The organism is Microbacterium sp. NPDC076895, from assembly GCF_040687115.1.
Classification (GTDB): Bacteria; Actinomycetota; Actinomycetes; order Actinomycetales; family Microbacteriaceae; genus Microbacterium.
Window position 1 is genome coordinate 82,630 of record NZ_JBFBMQ010000005.1, and the last position, 16,233, is coordinate 98,862.

A 16,233-nucleotide genomic window follows, 5' to 3' on the forward strand; every position below is an offset into this window, starting at 1 on the left:
ACGAGGAAGAGAAGTAATGGCTCCCCGGCTTGGACTCGAACCAAGAACCTATCGGTTAACAGCCGATTGCTCTGCCAATTGAGCTACCGAGGAATATGCCCGCCGCAGCAGGCAACCCCACTATCTTAGCAAAGCCGACGGGGTGTCAACGACGCGGGGCACCCCCGCGTCGCGCCGTCAGGAGACGACGAATCGGCGGTCGGCTTCTGTGCTCGGCGTCCAGATGAGATCGTTCGTGCCGTGGCCGAAGGCGACGACGTGTCCGCCTCGCAGCACGAGCACGTTGGCATCGAGTTCCTTCACAGCTTCGGGGTCATGCGTTGAAATCACGGCGGCCATGCCGGTGTGATCGCGCCGCCGCGTGATGGCCTCGCGTGCCGCTTTGCGGACTTCGACATCGAGATTCGCGAATGGTTCGTCAGCCACGAGAACTCGCGGATCGACGACGAGAGCTCGGGCCAGAGCCACGCGCTGACGCATCCCAGCTGACAGCTCGTACGGGAACTTACTGGCAGCGCCGAGGGGAAGCATGAGTTCATCGAGCAGCCCGGCGACCCGGATCGCGAGGGCCTTCTGATTGATCCGGCGCTCTCGCGAAGTGATCGGCTCTGCAATGACCTCTGAGACCGTCAGCCGGGACGGCAGGTGAGCTCCCGCAGATTGCGGCAGGTATCCGGCAAAGTAGGTCAGTTCACGGATGGCCCTGCCCGGCCGTCGCACCGAGATGCCGTCGACGAGCGCGTCTCCCCCGGTGACCGAAACCCCCTCGTGTGCACGACCGGCAAGTACTGAGAGCAGACTCGACTTCCCGGCACCGGTAGGCCCCATGAGCGCCAGGACCGAACCGCGCGCCACCGTGAAGGTGATCCCGTCGATGAGCTTGTCGGTCTCACCGCGACCGGAGTGACTGATCGAGAGGTCCGAGCACACGATCGCCGCTTCGGTGGCTCTGCGACGAGGAGACATACCCTCATCCTGCCGTGCCGTCGCGTCGGGATCCAGTCTGGACTCCGGCGCGATCAGCGTTCGACGTCACCTGTCCAGCGCTGCCGCTCGAGGTCGAGCTCGCGCAATTGCAGCCGAATCCGGCGCCCCTCCTCCGAGTCCGGGGGCACACGCTGGACCGCGCGAACCAATTCTGCCTTCTCCGTGTCAACGCGTCGCACGATGAGTCTGCGCATCAGATCGGATGCAGACGCCGCAGCATCCGTCTCACCGAGAGCCGGGAACGCCGACATCAGCAGCTCCGAGCCGAGAGCGCGGTAGGGCTCGCGGATGGTGTCAACAGCCTGCACTGCCCATCCTGCTCGCGTGTAGTCGGGCGCATCGACGACGGCGGCACGAACGGCATCGAGCGCCGGATGCTGGAACGCGGCTCCCAGGGCGCGTCGGACGGTGGCATCGTCGAGGCGGTGCCCGAACTGCAGAGCAGCCATGAGCGCGTCGCGCTCAATCACGACATCGCGCGTGCGAGGAAGCGACGCGATCGTCGGGACCAGCATCGGTGCGGATGCCGCGGCAGGTCCATCATCCGGATGCTGGCGCTCGGTTGCCGCACCGTCGCTCCCACGTCGCTGCGGCGCGCCACCCGCGTCGCGTGAGCGGAAAGCCCGAGTCACCGCAGCGCCCACCTCGTCGAGGTCGAGTCCGATCCGGCGCGCGAGCACACGAACGTATCCGGGGCGCAATGACGGGTCTCGGATGTCGGCGACCACCGGCGCCGCCGCCCGAAGCGCCGCAGCCCGCCCCTCGACAGTTCCGAGGTCGTACTGTGCGAGACGCTGGTCGATGACGAACTCGAACATCGGTGACTTGTTCGTCATGAGGGCGCGCACGGCATCATCGCCGCGGGCGAGACGTAGATCACACGGGTCCAAACCGTCCGGGGCCACAGCGACATAGGTCTGCGCAGAGAAGCGTTTCTCGTCGGCGAAGGCGCGGAGGGCTGCCTTCTGACCCGCGGCATCGGGGTCGAAGGTGAAGACCACCTCTCCCCCACTCGAATCGTCGCCCATGACGCGCCGGAGCACCGTGATGTGATCGCTACCGAACGCCGTGCCACAGGTCGCGATCGCCGTTGTGATTCCCGCCAGGTGGCACGCCATGACATCGGTGTAGCCTTCGACGACCACGACCCGGTGCTCCCGCGAGATGTCACGCTTGGCCAGATCAAGTCCGTAGAGCACCTGGGACTTCCGGTAGATCGACGTCTCCGGCGTGTTCAAGTACTTCGGGCCCTGGTCGTCTTCGAGCAGCCGTCGCGCCCCGAAGCCGACGACTTGGCTCGTCACATCACGGATCGGCCAGATGAGTCGGCCACGAAAACGGTCGTACGTACCGCGCTGACCTTGTGAGAGCAGTCCGGCAGCCAAGAGCTCCTCACGCGTGAACCCTTGCGCAGCGAGGGCGTCCGACAGGTTCGACCAGCCCTTGGGCGCGAAGCCCACGCCGAAGTGAGCAGCGGCAGCAGCGTCGAACCCTCGCTCGCCCAGAAACCGGCGTCCGATCTCGGCCTCGGGCGTCAGAAGTTGGGCACGAAAGTACTCAGCAGCGGCAGCGTTTGCTGCGTAGAGGCGACTGCGACCCGAGTTCTCCGGGGCAGCGCCGCCCTCTTCGAAGTGAAGCGTGTAACCGATGCGTCCGGCCAAGCGTTCGACGGCCTCGGTGAAACTCAGATGGTCCATTTTGCGCAGGAACGAATACACGTCGCCCGACTCGCCACACCCGAAGCAGTGATAGAAGCCGACCTGCGGCCGCACATGGAAGCTCGGACTGCGCTCGTCGTGGAAGGGGCACAGTCCCTTCAGCGAACCAACACCGGCGGATTTGAGCGCAACACGTTCGCCGATCACATCCGCGATGTTCGTACGCGCCTTCACCTCGTCGATGTCGGCCTGAGCGATACGTCCTGGCATCCGGGCGCCCTACCGTGCCCGCATCGGCGTGCCGGGTACCCAGATCCCGAGGGAGGCGACATCGACGTCACCGACAAGCCTGCCGTGCCACGAGATCGCGTGCTGATCGGTCAGGCTTGCGACCTGATCGACGATCGTGCGGCGTCGCTCTCGGTCGGTCACGGCGTGATCGAAGTCTTCGCGGTAAACGGCATCCAGCTCGTGCGGGTTCTCCCACAGCGCTGTGGCCAGGCGCTTGAGCAGGCGCCGCTGCTCTTTGTAGAGCGCCTTACGACCATCGATGCTCACCACCACAGCACCAATGATGCCCTTGAGCACCCCCATCTCGGCCTCGATGACGCGAGGCACCACGACGTGAGCATGGAAGCGGGTCAGATCCGGGCCTCCGGCTGCCGCGCGGGTCGCCGTGACGGCGGCACGGGCGAAACGCCCGATGAGGTCGCTGGTCAGGTTCTTCAGGCGTGCAAGGTCGGAGCGCGTGCCCGAAAAACTCGCGACCCACTCGGGCATCCGCATCAGGCGGTAGAGGGCGTCTTCGAGCTCGTCTCGCGCAAAGTCGTAGCCCACCCAGGTCTGAATCGCAGTGATGAGAGCGTCATGCTCGGCAGGATCGGCCAGGCGCGCCGGATCAAGGTAGCCGTTGACGATCGCGTCTTCGAAATCGTGGACGGAATAAGCGATGTCGTCGGAGAGGTCCATGACCTCGGCCTCGATACAGCGAACCCGCCCGGGTGCGCCCTCGCGCATCCAGGTGAAGACCGCCTCGTCCTCCTCGTACACCCCGTACTTGAGCCGGCCGCCCGGGTCGGGAAGCGGATGCTCGGAGGTCCAGGGGTACTTGCAGGTGGCATCCAGGCTTGCGCGCGTGAGGTTCAGGCCGTGGCTCCGGCCGTTGGCGTCGATGACCTTGGGTTCCAGGCGCGACAGGATCCGCAGGGTCTGCGCGTTTCCTTCGAATCCACCGATGTCTTCTGCCCAGTCATTCAGGGCACGCTCGCCGTTATGACCGAAGGGCGGATGCCCCAGGTCGTGGCTCAGGCACGCGGTGTCGACGACGTCGGGCGCCAGTTCGAGCGCCGTGGCGAGCTCACGTCCGACCTGTGCGACTTCGAGCGAGTGGGTCAACCGGTTACGAGCGAAATCGGCGGGGCTTGCGGGGCTCAGGACCTGGGTCTTGGCGGCAAGGCGGCGAAGCGCCGCCGAGTGCAGCACGCGCGCCCGGTCCCGTGCGAAACCGTCGCGCTGCGATCGGTGGTGCTCGCTATAGAATCGTTCGGCATCGGCATCCGCATACCCGCGATGCACCGGGACACCTCGCTCAGCCACCGCTGTGGTCCAGTTCAGCGTCGGCCAGCGCACACGAGTCGACGCCGTCAATGTCCTGAGACTCGAGCCAGCGGTCCGGCAGAGCAGGGCGCTTCGGGGTTCCCGCGCGCCCGCGCTGACCCTCGGCTGCGCTTCCCGGATAGGGAGCGTCGAGGTCCAGCTGCGCGAGCAGCTCGTCGATCTCGGCGATAGAGGATGCCGTCGCAAGTCTGGCTCGGAGATCGCCGCCCACCGGATAGCCCTTGAAGTACCAGGCGACATGCTTTCGGATGTCGCGGCATCCGCGGCCCTCGTCCTCGAAGAACTCCACCAGAAGCTCCGCATGCCGACGGAAGGCACGCGCGACGAAGCCCAGATTTGCGTCGACAAGCGGTCCGGCATCCACGTCGAACGCCCGCGCCAGCTCTCCGAACAGCCAGGGCCGCCCGAGGCACCCGCGACCCACGACAACGCCGTCGCATCCGGTCTCAGCCATCATCCGCGTCGCGTCCTCGGCTGCCCAGATGTCACCGTTGCCGAGCACCGGAATCGAGCTCACGTGCTCTTTGAGACGAGCGATCGCTTCCCAGTCAGCCTCCCCCGAATAGAACTGGGCGGCTGTGCGGGCGTGAAGTGCGACCGCTGAGACGCCGGCGTCCTCGGCGATTCTGCCCGCCTCGAGGTAGGTGAGATGGTCGTCGTCGATTCCCTTGCGCATCTTCACCGTCACGGGGATGGGTCCCGCTGCGGCAACGGCGCGCGTCACGATCTCACGGAACAGGCCGAGCTTCCACGGGAGGGCGGCACCACCTCCCTTGCGCGTGACTTTGGGGACGGGGCATCCGAAGTTCATGTCGATGTGATCTGCGCGGTCCTCCTCGACAAGAACCCGTACCGCAGCCTCCACCGTGGCAGGATCCACGCCGTACAGCTGAATCGACCGCGGCGTCTCGGACTCGTGATGAGTGATCAACCGCATCGTCGTCTCGTTGCGCTCCACGAGCGCACGCGACGTGATCATTTCGCTGACGTAGAGGCCCGCGCCGTACTCGCGACACAACCGCCGAAACGCCGTGTTGGTGATCCCGGCCATCGGTGCGAGCACGACCGGCGCATCGACCGTGATCGGACCGATTCGCAGCGGCGCGACGGACGTGGCGGACGGTGATGACGGCATCCACCCATTCTCCCAGACCTGCGCGTTGCCGCGCCGCGCTGTCCCTCGGGGGCGACGGTAGCCTGAACCCATGACCGACGTGCAGCAGGTTTCCCTCCGCGACATCCCCTTCACGACGGCCGACGGCGACACGGCGACGCTGGCCGACTACGGTGACGGTGTCGTGCTGGTGGTCAACGTCGCCTCGAAGTGCGGTCTGACGCCACAGTACGAGCAACTCGAGCAGCTACAGAAGACCTACGGCGCTCGCGGATTCACCGTCATCGGGTTCCCCTGCAACCAGTTCATGGGGCAGGAGCCGGGCAGCATGGACGAGATTCTCGACTACTGCGCGACCACCTGGGGCGTCTCGTTTCCGGTGGTAGAGAAGGTCAAGGTCAACGGCTCCCACGCCGCGCCGCTCTACAAGGCCCTCAAGAAGGCGAAGGATGCCGAGGGTAAGCGTGGTCCCGTGCTGTGGAACTTCGAGAAGTTCCTGCTCACGCCCGACGGCACTGTGCGCCGGTTCCGTCCGACGACAAAGCCTGACGACCCGGCGATCGTTTCGGTGATCGAAGAGTCGCTCCCCCGCTGATCTCGCGCAGTTTTCGCCCCCGGGTCAGTGATGGAAGCTGCCCGCCTCTTCCTCGCTCATCGGGACGGATACCGGGTGCTTGTCGAAGTGAGCGATCGCATCACGGTAGTCATCCATCAGGAGCGATGCCTCGTCGCGGCTGAATCCGGCGCGGACAAGGATGCGCTGCACGGCGAGGTCTTGCCGGTTGGCGGGCATGGTGTAGGCCGGGACCTGCCAGCCCCGTGTACGCAGCCGGTCGGCAAGATCAAACAGGGTGAATCCGTGCTCGACTCCCTCGACGAGTTTCCACGAGACAGCCGGAATGCCGTGCTCGGGACTGCCATCGTTGATGATCTCGAAGTGACCGAGCTTCGCGATCTCCGCCGCGAGGTACATCGCGGTGTCGTAGCAGGCCTGATGAACGCGCTGGTACCCCTCCCGACCGAGTCGCACGAAGTTGTAGTACTGGGCGATCACCTGTCCGCCGGGACGGGAGAAGTTGAGCGCGAAGGTCGGCATGTTGCCGCCGAGATAGTTCACTTCGAAGATCAGATCCTCGGGAAGTTCGGATGCGTCGCGCCACACAATCCACCCGACCCCCAGTGGTGCCAGACCGAACTTGTGACCTGACGCATTGATCGACTTCACACGGGGTAGGCGGAAGTCCCACACGATGTCGGGGGCGGTAAAGGGTGCGAGGAAGCCACCGCTCGCACCGTCGACGTGGATGGGGATGTCGAGTCCGGTACGTGCCTGGAGGTCATCGAGTGCCGCACTGACTGCTTGCACTGGCTCGTACTGGCCGGTGAAGGTAACACCCAACGTGGGTACCACGCCGATCGTGTTCTCGTCGGCCCGAGAAAGAACCTCATCCGGCGTCATGATCAGCCGGTCATGTTCCATGGGGATTTCGCGCAGCTCAATATCCCAGTAGCGGGCGAACTTGTGCCAGCACACCTGCACGGGCCCGCAGATGAGGTTCGGCTTGTCTGTCGACAGTCCAGCTGCCCGTCGCCGCTCGCGCCACTTCCACAGCAGTGCCATACCGCCGAGCATGGCCGCCTCGCTCGAGCCGGTCGTCGATGTGCCGAGGGTGTTCTCTGCCTCGGGAGAGTTCCAAAGGTCGGCGAGGATGTGAACACATCGTGCCTCAATCGCCGCGGTCTGCGGATACTCGTCCTTGTCGACCATGTTCTTGTCGAGTGTCTCGCGCATGAGGTCCCGAACTTCGGGCTCCAGCCAGGTCTGGCAGAACGTCGCAAGGTTCTGGCGCGAGTTGCCGTCGAGTATCAACTCGTCGGAAACGAGCCGATATGCGTGCCGCGCGAGCTGCTCGCTCTGGGGCATCTGGAACTTCGGCAGGCTCGCCGACAGCTCGGTCGAGGCAAAAACCTCGTCGAAGATTTCGTCACGGATGGTGTCGCGTTCGTGCAGCATGGCATCTCCTCGGGTTGCTACCGAGTCTTTCAGGACTCACGCGGGGCTCGCTACCGACGGGATGAACGGATCCGGCGTGGATCCCGGCCTTCGAGCTGCTACAGAGCGGGAGGCTCGGGAGTGTCGACCGCTCCGCCGAAGCGGCGGTCCCGGCCAAGGTAGAGGTCGATCGCTCGCCACAGGTCTGCCCGGGAGAAGTCCGGCCAGAGGGTGTCGAGGAACACGTACTCCGCGTATGCCGACTCCCAGAGGAGGAAGTTCGATGTGCGCTGTTCGCCGCTGGACCGAATGAAAAGATCCACGTCCGGCATCTCCGGCTGGTAGAGCCGACGCGCAATGAGCTTCTCGCTCACCGCAGAGGCACGCAGCCTGCCCGCGGCGACATCGTCGGCGATCGAGCGCACCGCATCGACGAGCTCTACCCGACCGCCGTAGTTGACGCACATCGTGAGGGTCAGGACATCGTTGCCTGCGGTCAGCTGCTCGGCAAATTGCAGTTCCTTGATGACGCTCGACCACAGCCGGGGCTTGCGACCGGCCCACCGCACCCTGACGCCCCATTCGTTCAGCTGGTCGCGACGGCGGTGCAGCACGTCGCGGTTGAACCCCATGAGGAAGCGGACTTCGTCGGGTGAGCGCGACCAGTTCTCGGTCGAGAAGGCATACACCGACAGATGTTTGACGCCGGCTTGGATGGCTCCTGCCACGACATCGAGGAGGGCAGCTTCGCCGGCCTTGTGGCCCTCGACACGCGTGAGGCCGCGTCGGTTGGCCCAGCGTCCATTTCCGTCCATGACGATGGCGACATGGTTCGGAACCGAACCTTTGGGGAACTCGGGTGGGTAGAGTCCTGTCCAATCGATCGGCCGGTAGGGCACGGCGTCACGGTGGGTGTAAGGCTTGGGGCTCATGGAGTGGGTTCCATCGTCTGAACAGGCGCCGTCTGCTGTGGGGGCGACTCAAAGGTATCGAGGTGTTCGAGCGAACGGATGCCGCGCTCGAGGTGCCACTGGGTGTACGCCGCGATCAGGCCGGATGCCGCCCCACCCGCCCCGGCGGATGCCCCGTCCACGACGTCCCACTCCCCCGTCATGAGCGCACGCAACACCCCGAGAGTCTCGGCATCCACCCGCGCCGACCCGACCGGCGAGCAGTCGGGACACACCATCCCGCCGAGCTGGGCGACGAAGGACCTGTGCTCGCCGACGCGCCCGCACCGGGCGCACGCATCAAGCCCGGGCGCCCATCCCGACAGAGCCATGACACGAAGCAGATACGAGTCGAGGATGCTGCGCGATGCGTGCTCGCCGCGGGCAAGCGCCCGCAGGCCGCCGAGCAGAAGAAGATACTGCGGCGTCGTCGCCTCGGACTCACTGAGCCGGTCCGCGGCCTCGACCATCGCGTGCGCTGCAGTGTACCGGTCGTAGTGCAGCGCGATGTCTGCGCCGTAGGCTCCGAGGCTGTCAGCCTGCTGCACGATGTCGAGCGAGCGCCCCTGATACAGCAGCACATCGGCGACCATGAAGGGCTCGAGACGAGCGCCGAACCGCGACGATGTGCGGCGCACGCCCTTGGCCACAGCGCGGACCTTGCCGTGGCGTCGGCTCAGCAGCGTGACGATCCGGTCCGCTTCACCCAATTTGTGGGTGCGCAGAACCACGACTTCGTCACGGTAGGTGGGCACCCCTCGATTATCCCGGCATCGAGCGACAATGGACGGGTGAACGAGCCACTCTTCGTGATCCCGCTCTGGGCAGATCTCTCTGCCGTGGCGCTGGGCGGGCTCCAGGGCGCGCTGTTCGCCTCGGGATTCCGCGGCCAGCGGCGCCTGGATCTCCTCGGCGTCGCGATCATCGGGATCGTCATGGGGATGGGTGGCGGTCTCATCCGTGACCTGCTGCTGAACGTCACCCCGTCGACGCTGCAGTCGAACTGGTACCTGATCACGGCAGTCGCAGCCGCGCTCCTGGGGATGCTGCTCGCGACGATCCTCGAGCGCGTTAGCTGGCTGATCGTCGGGCTCGACGCTCTCGTCATCGGCCTGTTCGGAGCCTTCGGCACAAGTAAGGCGCTGTATCTCGGCCTACCGGAAGTGCCCGCGATCTTCGTTGGCGTCGCCGCTGCGGTGGGTGGCGGCATCCTGCGCGATGTGCTCATGGGCCTGCCGGTCGCGATCATGCACGTCGGATCGCTCTACGCGGTAGCGGCGGGTGCGGGGTGCGTCGTCCTCACCGTCTCGTTCTCGCTGGGGGCGCCACTCACCGCCGCGGCGATCATGGCTGTCGCCGTGACCACAGTCATCCGCCTGCTCGCTGTCGTTTTCGATATCTCGCTTCCGGAACAGCGTGCCCTCTACCGCCGGAAGGTCGCCGTCGAGACCTCGGCGATCACCGTCGTCGGTGATGCCGGAAGTCCTGACAACGGCGACGCGGGGGCAACCGGCTGACCGGTAACCCCCGCGCACACTCGGCTGTCAGACCGCGGCGAGAGCTCCGGACTCCTCGCGGACGCGAATGGCGCGGTTCACGCCCGAGACGATCGCCTTCAGCGACGCCGTCGAGATGTCACCGTCGATCCCGACACCCCACAGCCGCTCACCCTCAACCTGAAGTTCGACGTAGGCAGCCGCTTGCGCATCGCCGCCAGCGCTGAGAGCGTGCTCGACGTAGTCGTAGACGGTGACATCAAACCCCTGCTCGCGCAGCACGGACAGGAACGCCGCGATTGGTCCGTTGCCGTTTCCGCGAGCCGAGATCTCGGCATCGCCGTCACGCAGCCGCACGTCGAGGACGACGTCACCGGTCATGTCGCTCTCGGTGCGCGTCGAGAGCAACTCGAACCGGCCCCAACGCTCATCGGCAACCGTACTCGGCAGGTACTCGTCGGTGAAGATCGACCAGATCTGGTCGCTCGTGACCTCGCCACCCTCGGCATCCGTCTTTGCCTGCACGACGCCCGAGAACTCGATCTGCAGCCGGCGCGGCAGGTCCAAGGCGTGGTCGGTCTTCAACAGGTAGGCAACGCCACCCTTGCCGGACTGGGAGTTCACGCGGATGACTGCCTCGTAGGAGCGGCCGAGATCCTTGGGATCGATCGGCAGATACGGCACAGCCCACACCAGCTCGTCGACAGAGACCCCCTGCGCCGCGGCGGCGGCATCCATCGACTCGAAGCCCTTCTTGATCGCATCCTGGTGCGACCCGCTGAAGGCAGTGAAAACCAGATCACCGGCCCAGGGACTGCGCTCGTGCACCGGGAGCTGGTTGCAATACTCGACGGTGCGCTTGACCTGGTCGATGTCGCTGAAGTCGATCTGAGGGTCGACTCCCTGCGTGAGCAGGTTGATCCCCAGCGCGACCAGGTCGACGTTGCCGGTGCGCTCGCCGTTGCCGAACAGACATCCCTCGATGCGGTCCGCGCCGGCCATATAGCCGAGCTCAGCAGCAGCGATCGCAGTGCCACGGTCGTTGTGCGGATGCAGCGAGATGATGACGTTCTCGCGGTGGTTCAGGTGGCGGCTCATCCACTCGATGGAGTCGGCGTAGACGTTCGGCGTTGCCATCTCGACCGTCGCCGGCAAATTGATGATGACCTTGCGCTCGGGCGACGGCTCGAAGATCTCGAGAACCTGGTTGCACACGTCCACCGCGAACTCGAGCTCGGTGCCCGTGTAGCTCTCGGGCGAGTACTCGTAGAAGACCTCGGTATCGGGAACCGTCGCCTCGAACTTGCGGCACAGGCGAGCACCCTCGAGGGCGATGTCGATGATCCCCTGCTTGTCGGTGCGGAACACGACATCACGCTGCAGGATGCTCGTCGAGTTGTAGAGGTGCACGATCGCGCGCTTCGCGCCGCGGATCGACTCGTACGTGCGCTCGATGAGGTGTTCACGGGCCTGCGTCAGGACCTGAATAGTGACGTCATCCGGGATCACATCGTCTTCGATCAGGTGACGCACGAAGTCGAAGTCGGTCTGGCTCGCGGACGGGAAACCGACCTCGATCTCTTTGTAGCCCATCTTCACCAGCAGATCGAACATGATCCGCTTGCGCTCCGGGCTCATCGGATCGATGAGCGCCTGATTCCCATCGCGCAGGTCGACCGCGCACCACCGCGGCGCCTGCGTGATCTTCGCGTCGGGCCACGTGCGGTCGGGAACCGACACGCGGATCTGCTCGTGATAGGGAACGTACTTGTGCGTCGGCATCCCCGACGGCTGCTGAGTGTTCTTCATGGTGTCGCTCTTCCTGCTTCTGGCTCGAGGTGAACGGGCCGACACGAAGCTCCGCGACGAGGTAGGCCCTAGATGGCCCCGCCGCGGCAGCTAAGAAGAAGCGAGAGTGCACGCACACGGCGATGTTATCAGCAATCTGCTCTACCGACTTCGAGACGTTTGCCGCGCGGTCGACACTACCTCAGTATGAGGACTTCGACTCGTCTCGGTACCGCCGCGCTCGCCGCGGCAGCGCTCTTGCTGATCACCGCCGGATGCGCCAGCGGGTCCGGTGCATCCGGCGGCTCGTTGGCGACTGCGCAGATCAGTCCTCCGGACGGCGAGGTGGTCGGCACGGGAACCGTTCTTGACGTCGCCGGAGACGTGACGCTCTGCCTCGGGCCGATCGCCGAGTCCTACCCGCCGCAGTGCGACGGGCTGCCGGTCAAGGACTGGAGCTGGGAAGGCGTCGACGGCTTCGAGGAGTCAGGGGACACGCGGTGGGGCACCTACGCCGTCTTCGGAACGTTCGACGGCGAGGTCTTCACCGCCACCCAACCGCCGATCATGCTTGCGCTCTACGATCCGATTCGCCCAGAGGACCCGACGGGAGGAGTCCCGGGCGAAAAACCGGCTGCCGAACTGGACGAGATCGCGAGCGAGCTACCGACAGCTCTCGGCGATCTTCTGCTCGCGACCTGGACGCAGGATGGCTACGTCTGGGCGCAGGTGATCTGGGATGACGGCAGCCTGCAGGATGCCGCGGACACCGAGTACGGCGACGGTGTCGTGATCATCCAGTCAGCCCTCCGCTCACTTGCGTGAGAACGGCGCACCGCACGTGAGGGTCAGAAGCCGAGGCGACCGAGCTGCTTCGGGTCTCGCTGCCAGTCCTTGGCGACCTTGACGTGCAGTGACAGGAAGACGCGGGATCCGAGGAGCGGCTCGATCTGTTCGCGCGCCGTCGCACCGACGCGTGCGAGCCGCGACCCCTTCTTGCCGATGATGATCGCCTTCTGACTGTCGCGCTCGACCACGATGTCGGCGTAGACATCGATCAGGTCCGAGTCCTCACGTGGTTCGACATCCTGCACGACCACGGCGATGGAGTGCGGCAACTCGTCACGGACGCCATCGAGCGCGGCCTCCCGAATGATCTCGGCGATCCGGTCATCGTCCGACTCGTCAGTAACGACGCCGTCCGGGTACAGGGCAGGCCCCTCAGGCAGCAGTTTCAAGATCTCATCAGCCAGAACCTCGAGCTGATCCGCTGTGACCGCCGAAAGCGGAATAACCGCCGCCCAGTCCTCACGCAGCGCGTCGACTTCCATGAGCCGCTCCGTGATCTGGTCGCGAGAGGCGGCATCCGTTTTGGTTACCAGGGCGATCTTCCTCGCCGACGCGTACCCGTCGAGAGACTCCGCGATCCGTCGATCGCCGGGGCCGACCTTCTCCGTCGCTGGTGCGCAAAACGCGATCACATCAACGTCTCCGAGAACCTCTTCGACGAGATCGTTCAGGCGCTGACCGAGGAGCGTGCGCGGGCGGTGGAGACCTGGGGTGTCGACGATCACGATCTGCCCGCCGGGGCGGTTCAGGATGCCGCGAATGGCTCGCCGGGTGGTCTGCGGCTTGTCGCTGGTGATCGCGATCTTCTCGCCAACGAGCGCATTCATGAGCGTGGACTTGCCGACATTCGGGCGCCCCACGAAGGTCACAAAGCCGGATCGGAAATCGCTGTCGCTCACGAGCGCACCTTCCGTTCAGATGACGGCTCGGATTCCGCAGCCAAGCCCTCGTCGTCGGCAGCTGCGTCGCCTTCCGCGTCGGTCGCGAGCGGAATGCGTTCGACGAACACGGTCGAGATGCCGCGACCCTTGCCGCGGGAAGCGCCGCCGGTGATGCGCAGACCTTCGAAATCCGTCACCGCTCCGGGCTGCGGCACCTTGCCGAGCTGTTTGCCCAGAAGTCCCCCGATCGAATCGACCTCGTCGTCCTCGAGATCGAGGTCGAAGAGCTCCCCGACCTCCGTCAGCCCCAATCGGGCACTCACGCGGTAGCGTCCTTCTGCGACTTCGGCGATCTCGGTGGCCCGCGGGTCGAACTCGTCAGCGATCTCGCCCACCAGCTCCTCGATCAGGTCCTCGAGGGTCACGAGGCCCGAGACCCCGCCGTACTCGTCCACCACCACGCACACGTGCACGGCCTCGCGCTTCATCTGCTGCAAGAGGGTCTCGGCTCGCATGGACTCGGGGACGAACACGGCAGGTCGCGCGAGCTGTGAGATCGCAGCAGCGCGCCATCCTGCCTCATCGCGATACGCGAACTGCACGAGGTCTTTGAGGTAGAGCATCCCGATGACGTCATCGGCTTCGTCGTCGACGACCGGAACGCGCGAGACTCCCTTGTCGAGGAACAGCTCCATCGCGTCCTTCGTCGTCGTGTCAGCGTCGACAGTCACCATCTCTGTGCGCGGAATCATGACCGCCCGCACGTACGTGTCGGTGAAATCGAACACGGAGTGGATGAGTTCGCGATCGTCCTCCTCGATGAGGTCCTGCGATGCCGCCTCGTCCACCATGCTCAGCAGTTGCTCTTCGGAGGCGAACGATGATCCACGGGCGACACCGGGTGTCACCCGGTCGCCCAGCGCGACGAGACCGTGAGCGAGCGGTCCCAGCACGATGCGCATCGCACGGATGACGGGTGCAGCGCCCCGGAGGAGCCCCTTGGCGTGGAGGCGCCCGACGCTGCGCGGGCTCGCGCCGACCACGACGAACGAGATGCCCGTCATGATGATCGCGGCAGCGAGCATCGCCCACCAGATGCTGTCGAACAGGATCGTCAGCGCGACAGTTACGAGCACCGCCGCGGTGGTCTCGGACAGGACGCGCATGAAGCCCGCGGCGTTCGCGTGCGCCGCAGGGTCATCGGCGATTCCGCGGATGAACGCGGCATTGCGACCGGACTGACTCATCTCCTCGAGGTCTGAGCGGGAGGTCACTCCGAGTGCTGCATCCACCGCCGCCATCAGACCACCGAAGGCGACCAGGAGGGCTGCCGCAGCCAGCAGGAGGGCCGCGGTCACGGCTTGAGACGACGGCGTTCTGCCGCGTGGAATCGGACGATGAGGTCTCGCTGCAGGGCGAACATCTCACGTTCTTCCGCCGGTTCGGCGTGATCGAAACCGAGCAGGTGCAGCAGACCGTGCGTGGTGAGCAGGATCAGTTCGTCCATCGTGGAATGACCGGCGGCCTGAGCCTGAGTCTCAGCGACCTGCGGACACAAGACGATGTCGCCCAGCAGCCCCTCGGGGGTCGGCGCATCTTCCGTTCCCGGGCGCAGTTCGTCCATCGGAAAGCTCAGCACATCCGTCGGGCCGGGCTCGTCCATCCACTGGACGTGCAACGACTCCATCGCGCCCTCGTCGACCAGGAGGATCGCAAGGTCGGCATCCGGGCTGACGAACAACTCAGCGAGGTTGTTCTCGGTGAGCCGAAGAAGGACCGTCTCGTCGACGTCGATTCCGGACTCGTTGGTGATTTCGATCGTCATCGGCGTCCTCGTTTGGGCATGTGATCGCGTGGTCCGGCGGGCCGGCTTGCCCCGCGGCGCTCGGCACGATTGCTGAGCTCGCTCGCCTCGTCGCGCTCTCGCTTCGCGGACAGGCGCCGCTCGTCGTACTCGGAGTAGGCGTCGACGATCCTGCCGACGAGCGAGTGGCGCACGACGTCGTCGCTCGTGAGATACGCGAAGTGGATGTCGTCGATCGTGCTCAGCACCTTCGTGACCAGGCGCAGACCCGATGCCCCCTGCGGGAGGTCGATCTGAGTGATGTCTCCTGTCACGACCATCTTCGTGTTGAAACCCAGGCGAGTCAGGAACATCTTCATTTGTTCCGGTGTGGTGTTCTGGGCCTCGTCGAGCACGACGAACGAGTCGTTCAGTGTGCGCCCGCGCATGTAGGCGAGTGGCGCGACCTCGATTGTTCCTGTCGCCATGAGCTTGGGAACGATCTCCGGGTCCATCATTTCGTTCAGCGCGTCGTACAGGGGACGCAGGTACGGGTCGATCTTGTCCGTCAGCGTTCCCGGCAGGAAACCGAGGCGCTCCCCCGCCTCGACGGCGGGCCGGGTCAGGATGATGCGGCTGACCTCTTTACGCTGCAGCGCCTGCACCGCCTTGGCCATCGCCAGATAGGTCTTGCCGGTACCCGCCGGTCCGATGCCAAACGTGATCGTGGTGTTCTCGATCGCATCCACGTACGACTTCTGCCCGAGTGTCTTCGGACGAATCACCCGACCGCGGCTGGAGAGAATCGCTTCGCCCAGGACCTCGGACGGACGTGGGTTGCCATCGCTTCGCAGGATACGGTTCGAGCTGGATACGTCAGCTGGCGCGAGATCGTGACCGGTGCGCGTCATCGTCAGGAGTTCCTCGACGAGCTCTCGGGCCGCGGCCACAGCTGCGGCGCTTCCCGCGAGAGTGATCTCGTTCCCGCGCACGTGCACGTCGACATCCGGGTGCTCCCGCTCGACCACGCGCAGCAGCCTGTCTTCGGGCCCGAGAAGCTGGACCATGGCTACACCGTCGGCGAACAACCGCTCCGTGACGCGATCTCCGGATTCCG

General features: G+C 65.3%; 15 protein-coding genes and 1 tRNA gene. 3 read left to right on the forward strand and 13 right to left on the reverse strand.

All coding sequences use genetic code 11. From position 1 onward, the window contains the following. Positions 1–17: 17 nt before the first annotated feature. The 5 genes from AB0O89_RS05935 to dusB form a co-directional block, all read right to left on the reverse strand. A tRNA-Asn gene (locus tag AB0O89_RS05935) sits at positions 18–93 on the reverse strand. Between the two features lie 84 nt (positions 94–177). Further along, a complete protein-coding gene (locus tag AB0O89_RS05940) occupies positions 178–966 on the reverse strand; it encodes an ATP-binding cassette domain-containing protein (RefSeq protein ID WP_363495080.1) in 789 nt (262 codons plus the stop codon). A gap of 53 nt (positions 967–1,019) precedes the next feature. After that, the gene (dnaG, locus tag AB0O89_RS05945; protein WP_363495082.1) at positions 1,020–2,915 is read right to left on the reverse strand and encodes a DNA primase; all 1,896 of its coding nucleotides are present in this window, start codon (positions 2,913–2,915) and stop codon (positions 1,020–1,022) included. Between the two features lie 9 nt (positions 2,916–2,924). Further along, positions 2,925–4,220, reverse strand: a complete 1,296-nt coding sequence (locus tag AB0O89_RS05950; RefSeq protein WP_363495084.1) for a deoxyguanosinetriphosphate triphosphohydrolase — start codon at positions 4,218–4,220, stop codon at positions 2,925–2,927. A 13-nt stretch (positions 4,221–4,233) separates the two neighbouring features. Continuing rightward, positions 4,234–5,397 (reverse strand): tRNA dihydrouridine synthase DusB, encoded by a 1,164-nt coding sequence (gene dusB, locus AB0O89_RS05955; RefSeq protein ID WP_363495086.1) that lies wholly within the window; start codon positions 5,395–5,397, stop codon positions 4,234–4,236. A 70-nt stretch (positions 5,398–5,467) separates the two neighbouring features. On the opposite strand from dusB, the gene AB0O89_RS05960 reads away from it, so the two are divergent. After that, positions 5,468–5,971: a glutathione peroxidase gene (locus AB0O89_RS05960; RefSeq protein WP_363495088.1), complete on the forward strand. Its 504-nt coding sequence runs from the start codon at positions 5,468–5,470 to the stop codon at positions 5,969–5,971. Between the two features lie 24 nt (positions 5,972–5,995). On the opposite strand, the gene AB0O89_RS05965 is transcribed toward AB0O89_RS05960, so the two are convergent. From AB0O89_RS05965 to recO, 3 genes are all read right to left on the reverse strand, one after another. Beyond that, on the reverse strand, positions 5,996–7,390 hold the full coding sequence (locus AB0O89_RS05965; protein ID WP_300594512.1) for a glutamate decarboxylase: 1,395 nt from the start codon (positions 7,388–7,390) through the stop codon (positions 5,996–5,998). A 98-nt stretch (positions 7,391–7,488) separates the two neighbouring features. Then, entirely contained in the window at positions 7,489–8,301 is an 813-nt protein-coding gene (locus AB0O89_RS05970) for an isoprenyl transferase (RefSeq protein WP_363495090.1), read from the reverse strand. Next, positions 8,298–9,074 carry a DNA repair protein RecO gene (gene recO, locus AB0O89_RS05975; RefSeq protein ID WP_331792316.1) on the reverse strand — a complete coding sequence of 259 codons (777 nt, stop codon included), beginning with the start codon at positions 9,072–9,074 and terminating at the stop codon, positions 8,298–8,300. The genes AB0O89_RS05970 and recO overlap by 4 nt, the downstream gene beginning before the upstream one ends. Positions 9,075–9,110: 36 nt before the next feature. On the opposite strand from recO, the gene AB0O89_RS05980 reads away from it, so the two are divergent. Further along, positions 9,111–9,836, forward strand: a complete 726-nt coding sequence (locus AB0O89_RS05980; RefSeq protein WP_341578921.1) for a TRIC cation channel family protein — start codon at positions 9,111–9,113, stop codon at positions 9,834–9,836. Positions 9,837–9,863: 27 nt separating this feature from the next. Here the strand turns inward: AB0O89_RS05980 and leuA are convergent, their stop codons facing one another. Further along, entirely contained in the window at positions 9,864–11,624 is a 1,761-nt protein-coding gene (leuA, locus tag AB0O89_RS05985) for a 2-isopropylmalate synthase (protein ID WP_363495093.1), read from the reverse strand. Between the two features lie 186 nt (positions 11,625–11,810). Between leuA and AB0O89_RS05990 the strand changes: the two genes are divergently transcribed. Next, the gene (locus AB0O89_RS05990) at positions 11,811–12,428 is read left to right on the forward strand and encodes a hypothetical protein (RefSeq protein WP_363495095.1); all 618 of its coding nucleotides are present in this window, start codon (positions 11,811–11,813) and stop codon (positions 12,426–12,428) included. A 23-nt stretch (positions 12,429–12,451) separates the two neighbouring features. Here the strand turns inward: AB0O89_RS05990 and era are convergent, their stop codons facing one another. The 4 genes from era to AB0O89_RS06010 are packed head-to-tail and all read right to left on the reverse strand — an operon-like array spanning position 12,452 to position 16,183. Further along, complete coding sequence (gene era / locus AB0O89_RS05995; protein WP_363495097.1) at positions 12,452–13,351, reverse strand: GTPase Era; 900 nt, start codon at positions 13,349–13,351, stop codon at positions 12,452–12,454. Next, positions 13,348–14,691, reverse strand: coding sequence for a hemolysin family protein (locus AB0O89_RS06000; RefSeq protein ID WP_363495099.1), 1,344 nt, complete (start codon positions 14,689–14,691; stop codon positions 13,348–13,350). The genes era and AB0O89_RS06000 overlap by 4 nt, the downstream gene beginning before the upstream one ends. Next, a complete protein-coding gene (gene ybeY, locus AB0O89_RS06005) occupies positions 14,688–15,158 on the reverse strand; it encodes an rRNA maturation RNase YbeY (protein ID WP_331792321.1) in 471 nt (156 codons plus the stop codon). The genes AB0O89_RS06000 and ybeY overlap by 4 nt, the downstream gene beginning before the upstream one ends. Then, positions 15,155–16,183, reverse strand: coding sequence for a PhoH family protein (locus AB0O89_RS06010; RefSeq protein WP_363495342.1), 1,029 nt, complete (start codon positions 16,181–16,183; stop codon positions 15,155–15,157). Before AB0O89_RS06010 ends, ybeY begins: the two co-directional genes overlap by 4 nt. Positions 16,184–16,233 lie beyond the last annotated feature (50 nt).

What these genes read in the sequence shown, in the direction of transcription:
- AB0O89_RS05940 (WP_363495080.1), bottom strand. Translation starts at nt 966, where the DNA reads ATGTCTCCTCGTCGCAGAGCCACCGAAGCGGCGATCGTGTGCTCGGAC.
- dnaG (WP_363495082.1), bottom strand. Translation starts at nt 2,915, where the DNA reads ATGCCAGGACGTATCGCTCAGGCCGACATCGACGAGGTGAAGGCGCGT.
- dusB (WP_363495086.1), bottom strand. Translation starts at nt 5,397, where the DNA reads ATGCCGTCATCACCGTCCGCCACGTCCGTCGCGCCGCTGCGAATCGGT.
- AB0O89_RS05960 (WP_363495088.1), top strand. Translation starts at nt 5,468, where the DNA reads ATGACCGACGTGCAGCAGGTTTCCCTCCGCGACATCCCCTTCACGACG.
- AB0O89_RS05965 (WP_300594512.1), bottom strand. Translation starts at nt 7,390, where the DNA reads ATGCTGCACGAACGCGACACCATCCGTGACGAAATCTTCGACGAGGTT.
- AB0O89_RS05970 (WP_363495090.1), bottom strand. Translation starts at nt 8,301, where the DNA reads ATGAGCCCCAAGCCTTACACCCACCGTGACGCCGTGCCCTACCGGCCG.
- leuA (WP_363495093.1), bottom strand. Translation starts at nt 11,624, where the DNA reads ATGAAGAACACTCAGCAGCCGTCGGGGATGCCGACGCACAAGTACGTT.
- AB0O89_RS05990 (WP_363495095.1), top strand. Translation starts at nt 11,811, where the DNA reads ATGAGGACTTCGACTCGTCTCGGTACCGCCGCGCTCGCCGCGGCAGCG.
- ybeY (WP_331792321.1), bottom strand. Translation starts at nt 15,158, where the DNA reads ATGACGATCGAAATCACCAACGAGTCCGGAATCGACGTCGACGAGACG.
- AB0O89_RS06010 (WP_363495342.1), bottom strand. Translation starts at nt 16,183, where the DNA reads ATGGTCCAGCTTCTCGGGCCCGAAGACAGGCTGCTGCGCGTGGTCGAG.